The sequence below is a fragment of the Arthrobacter sp. GCM10027362 genome (assembly GCF_042679445.1).
Lineage (GTDB): Bacteria > Actinomycetota > Actinomycetes > Actinomycetales > Micrococcaceae > Crystallibacter.
In genome coordinates this window covers 1-3,537 of the sequence record NZ_JBHTML010000287.1, presented here as the reverse complement: position 1 = coordinate 3,537, position 3,537 = coordinate 1, and the positions used below count along the sequence as shown (strand labels likewise).

Sequence of the window (3,537 nt, the reverse complement as noted above, 5' to 3'; positions counted from 1 at the left end):
GTCCGGCAGCACCGCCCGCACCGCTGCCACCCGGGCCACGTCGGCGTCCACGTCCTGGCCCCGCTCGGCCACTTTGACCTTGACCGTCTGCGTGCCGTCATACCGGGCCAGGACCGCCGGCACCTGGGCCGGGGGCACCGCCGGCACCGTGGCGTTCACCGGAACCGACCGGCGCAGCGGCGGCGGGAAGCCCTGCCAGCCCGCCTCGATCGCCGCCCGCAGCCAAGGCACGGCCTCGGCCTCGTCGTACTCGGTAAACGGGGAAAACTCCGCCCAGCCCGCCGGACCGTGCAAGAGCAGGGCCTCGCGCTGCAGCACGCCGCGGAACCTGACCTTCATCGGCAGGCTCACCACCCGCGCGGCGGCCAGCAGTTCCTCCAGGTCCGGCAAGTCATCGTTCACGGCTCCACTGTACGCCGGGCCAGCAGCCGGCTTCCGCGCCGGGCGGGTGACAGGACCGGCACAGCCAGCTGTGGCAACCTGTTAAAAGATGAGTTCTCCAAGACCGCAGCCCCGCGCCGGCACCCGTGCAGCCGGGCCGGCCCGCTCCCGGCGGGCCGGCCGTTCGCCCGTGCTCTTCTGGCTCGGGGCCGCATTGTGCGCCGCCGCCTTCGCCTGCACCTACTACGTGTTCGTGCGCACCGCCACGGGCCAGTTCGTGGATGAATCCGCCTGGGCCGAGGCCGAGTCCGGCTGGCGGCTGGGGCGCGGCCTGTCCCTGCGGTTCCTGGCGCTGCTCCCGGATGTCTCCGCCGCCCTGGCCGCGCTGGTGCTGGTCTGGGTGGTGCTGGCGCGGCGGCGCTGGTCTGCCGCCGCGGCGGCCGTCGGCGTGGTGGCAGCCTCAGCGGCCAGCAGCTGGCTGCTGAAGAACCTGCTGCTGGAGCGGCCGGACTGGGGTGTGTCCATGCTGGCGCACAATTCGCTGCCGTCCGGCCACACCACCATCGCCGCCGCGGCGGCCCTGGCCGTCTTCCTGGTGGTCTCCCCCAGGTGGCGGCCCTTCACCGCGGCGGCCGGCGGGTTGTACGCGGTGCTGGCCGGCGCCGCCACCCTGATCAGCGGCTGGCACCGGCCGGCGGACGTGGTGGCAGCCTTCCTGGTGGCCGGATTCTGGACGCTGCTCGCCGGGCCGCTGGTGCTGCGCTCCGGCGAAGGCTGGAACGTGTTCCACGGCTACGGCACCTTCTGGGCCTCGTCCCGCTGGTGGCCCCGGCTGTGCTGGCTGCTGGCGCTGCTGGGGACGGCGACGGCCGCCGAACTCTACTGGTACATCAGCCGGGTGGGCCCCGCGCCCACCCCCGGCACGGGGCTGCTGCCGCTGTTCTTCTGGGCCGGACTGGGGCTGATCACCGCCACCGGCATGCTGCTCAGCGCGCTGCTGACGTGGCTGTTCAGCCTGCAGGCGGGGCGCCCCGCGCCCCGCACCAAGAGGCACGCCCTGCCCTAACGGGCACTCCGCAGCCGCTCGAGCAGGATCCGGGACTGCACCGGCCCATAGGGCAGGATCGGAATCGCCTTGGTGGAGTCCGAGGGTGTCTCCCGGCTGGCGGCACTGGCCATCCGCACCGCCAGTGCCATGGTCTCCCACATGCTCTTGACGAAGGCGTAGCTGACCGTCTGTCCGTGGCCGGGCACCAGCACCTCGTACTCATGCCGCAGGGCCGAGACCCGGCGCAGGGTGTCCACCCAGTCCCGCGGGTAGGAATCCTCGAACTGCGGATACGCTCCCTGTTCCACCAGGTCCCCGGCAAACAGCGTCGAGGGCGTGCCCACCAGCAGGTCCCCGTCCGTGTGTCCGCGGCCCAGGTAGAAAAGCTTCACCGGCAGGTTGCCCAGTTCCACCGTGACCGGCTGGGCGTCCACCAGCCTGGTGGGCACCCGGATCCCGGTGTGCCGGCCCGTAGCGGCGGCCATCTCCGGTTCGGTGCCGGCCACGAGCGCGCGCTGTTCGGCACCGTTCTCGGCCATGTCGTGCCCGCAGTTGCGGTGCGCATAGAACTCGTGCACGCCGTTGTCGGCAAAGAAGGCGTTGCCGAAGACATGGTCGAAATGCGAGTGGGTATTGACCACGACGAGGGGCAGCTTGGTCAGCTCCCGCACCGCCGTGTAGATCTGCCGCGCCTGGCGCGGCCCGGCACCGGTATCGATGACCATGGCCTTGTCGCGCCCAATGACCAGGCCGGAGTTGAGCCGGTAGTCCCTGGTCCGGATCACGTAGTTTCCGGGTGCCACCTGCAGGTATTCGGCCATGGCTGCGGTGTGTTCGGCTTGTGCGGCATCGCTCATGCGGGCCGGTCCCCTCCGTTGCGGTATGTCCGGCGGCGCTTCGCCGCCGCTGGCTACAGCGCGGGCAGGCGGCTCAGGGCCCGCCCGCGCTACCTAGCTAAGTTACCGCGGGCAGAGGCATGGGTGCACGCCGGCAGTGGTGCGCCGGCGTGCCCTGCGGTGCTGCCGGGCCTTATTCTTCGCGCACTTCCCCGTAGGGAATCCGCGCGTCCACCACGGCCTGCACGTAGTGGGTGCCGGCCCCGCGGACCAGCACGCCGTGCTCGCGTTCGGCCGCGGACTCCAGGAAGACCGGACGCAGGGCCTCGGCGTGGGTGCTGCCAAGCTGGTCCAGGTAGCGCTGATATGCCTCCGGCAGTTGTGTCATGGTCCAAGGGTGGCATCCTCCCCTCCTGCTGGGAAGGGATTCCCGGGTCCTGTTTCGCCGTCATCTGCCGCTGCGCCCAACAGCGGGGATGTCCGGACGGAAGCCCGCCCCGGGTGCGGTCACAGCTCGGCCAGCACCGTGGCGGGATTCTCGATCGCGTCCGCCACGTAGCGCAGGAACCCGGCGGCGGTGCCGCCGTCGCAGATCCGGTGGTCGAAGACCAGGACCAGCTCGGCCACCTTGCGCACGGCCAGCTGGCCGCCGAGCACCCACGGCCGGTCCATGATCCGGCCCACCCCCAGGATCGCCGCCTCCGGGTAGTTGATGATCGCGGCGCTGCCGTCCACGCCGAACACGCCGTAGTTGTTCAGCGTGAACGTGCCGCCGGTCAGTTCGGCCGGGCTTGCCTTGCCTTCGCGGGCGAGTCCGGTGAGCCGGCGGATCTGGGCGTCCAGCTGCCGGGCGTTCAGCCGGTGCGCGCCGCGGATGCTGGGTACCAGCAGCCCGCGCCCGGTCTGGGCGGCAAAGCCGAGGTTCACGCCGTCGAACCGGACGATCTCCCCGTCCTCGATCCGTGAATTCAGCTCCGGGTACCGGGCCAGCCCGGCCAGCACGAAGCGGGCGATGAAGGCCAGCAGGCCGGGGGTGTTCTCCGGGTCGCGCGCCTTGAGCGACTCGCGCAGTTCCACCAGGGCGGTGGCGTCCACGTCCACCCACACCGTCGCCTCGGGGATTTCCGTGCGGCTGCGGGACATCGCCTCCGCCACGGCCTTGCGCACCCCGCGCATCGGCGTCCGGGACGCGATGCCGAGGCCCGTCCGGGAATCCGTGCCGGGCAGGGACTGGGGTCCGGCGGGAGCCGCCGGGGCGACCGGGGCGGCAGC

The 3,537-nt window shown here is 71.9% G+C and carries 4 protein-coding genes and 1 pseudogene; 1 reads left to right on the top strand and 4 read right to left on the bottom strand.

The genetic code is table 11. The features are described from left to right. Positions 1-402: pseudogene (locus ACFQ36_RS21655) on the bottom strand (O-succinylbenzoate synthase); the annotation flags it as partial. 88 nt (positions 403-490) lie between these two features. Between ACFQ36_RS21655 and ACFQ36_RS21650 the strand changes: the two are divergent. Next, on the top strand, positions 491-1,447 hold the full coding sequence (locus tag ACFQ36_RS21650; protein ID WP_377017446.1) for a phosphatase PAP2 family protein: 957 nt from the start codon (positions 491-493) through the stop codon (positions 1,445-1,447). Here the strand turns inward: ACFQ36_RS21650 and ACFQ36_RS21645 are convergent. From ACFQ36_RS21645 to ACFQ36_RS21635, 3 genes are all read right to left on the bottom strand, one after another. Next, on the bottom strand, positions 1,444-2,286 hold the full coding sequence (locus ACFQ36_RS21645) for an MBL fold metallo-hydrolase (protein ID WP_377017444.1): 843 nt from the start codon (positions 2,284-2,286) through the stop codon (positions 1,444-1,446). The genes ACFQ36_RS21650 and ACFQ36_RS21645 overlap by 4 nt on opposite strands. Before the next feature lie 172 nt (positions 2,287-2,458). After that, positions 2,459-2,653, bottom strand: coding sequence for a hypothetical protein (locus ACFQ36_RS21640; protein WP_377017442.1), 195 nt, complete (start codon positions 2,651-2,653; stop codon positions 2,459-2,461). Between the two features lie 119 nt (positions 2,654-2,772). Next, a partial coding sequence (locus ACFQ36_RS21635) for a dihydrolipoamide acetyltransferase family protein (RefSeq protein ID WP_377017440.1) occupies positions 2,773-3,537 on the bottom strand: 765 nt, incomplete at its 5' end.

Coding starts and splice junctions, on each gene's coding strand:
- ACFQ36_RS21650 (WP_377017446.1), top strand. CDS start 491: ATGAGTTCTCCAAGACCGCAGCCCCGCGCCGGCACCCGTGCAGCCGGG.
- ACFQ36_RS21645 (WP_377017444.1), bottom strand. CDS start 2,286: ATGAGCGATGCCGCACAAGCCGAACACACCGCAGCCATGGCCGAATAC.
- ACFQ36_RS21640 (WP_377017442.1), bottom strand. CDS start 2,653: ATGACACAACTGCCGGAGGCATATCAGCGCTACCTGGACCAGCTTGGC.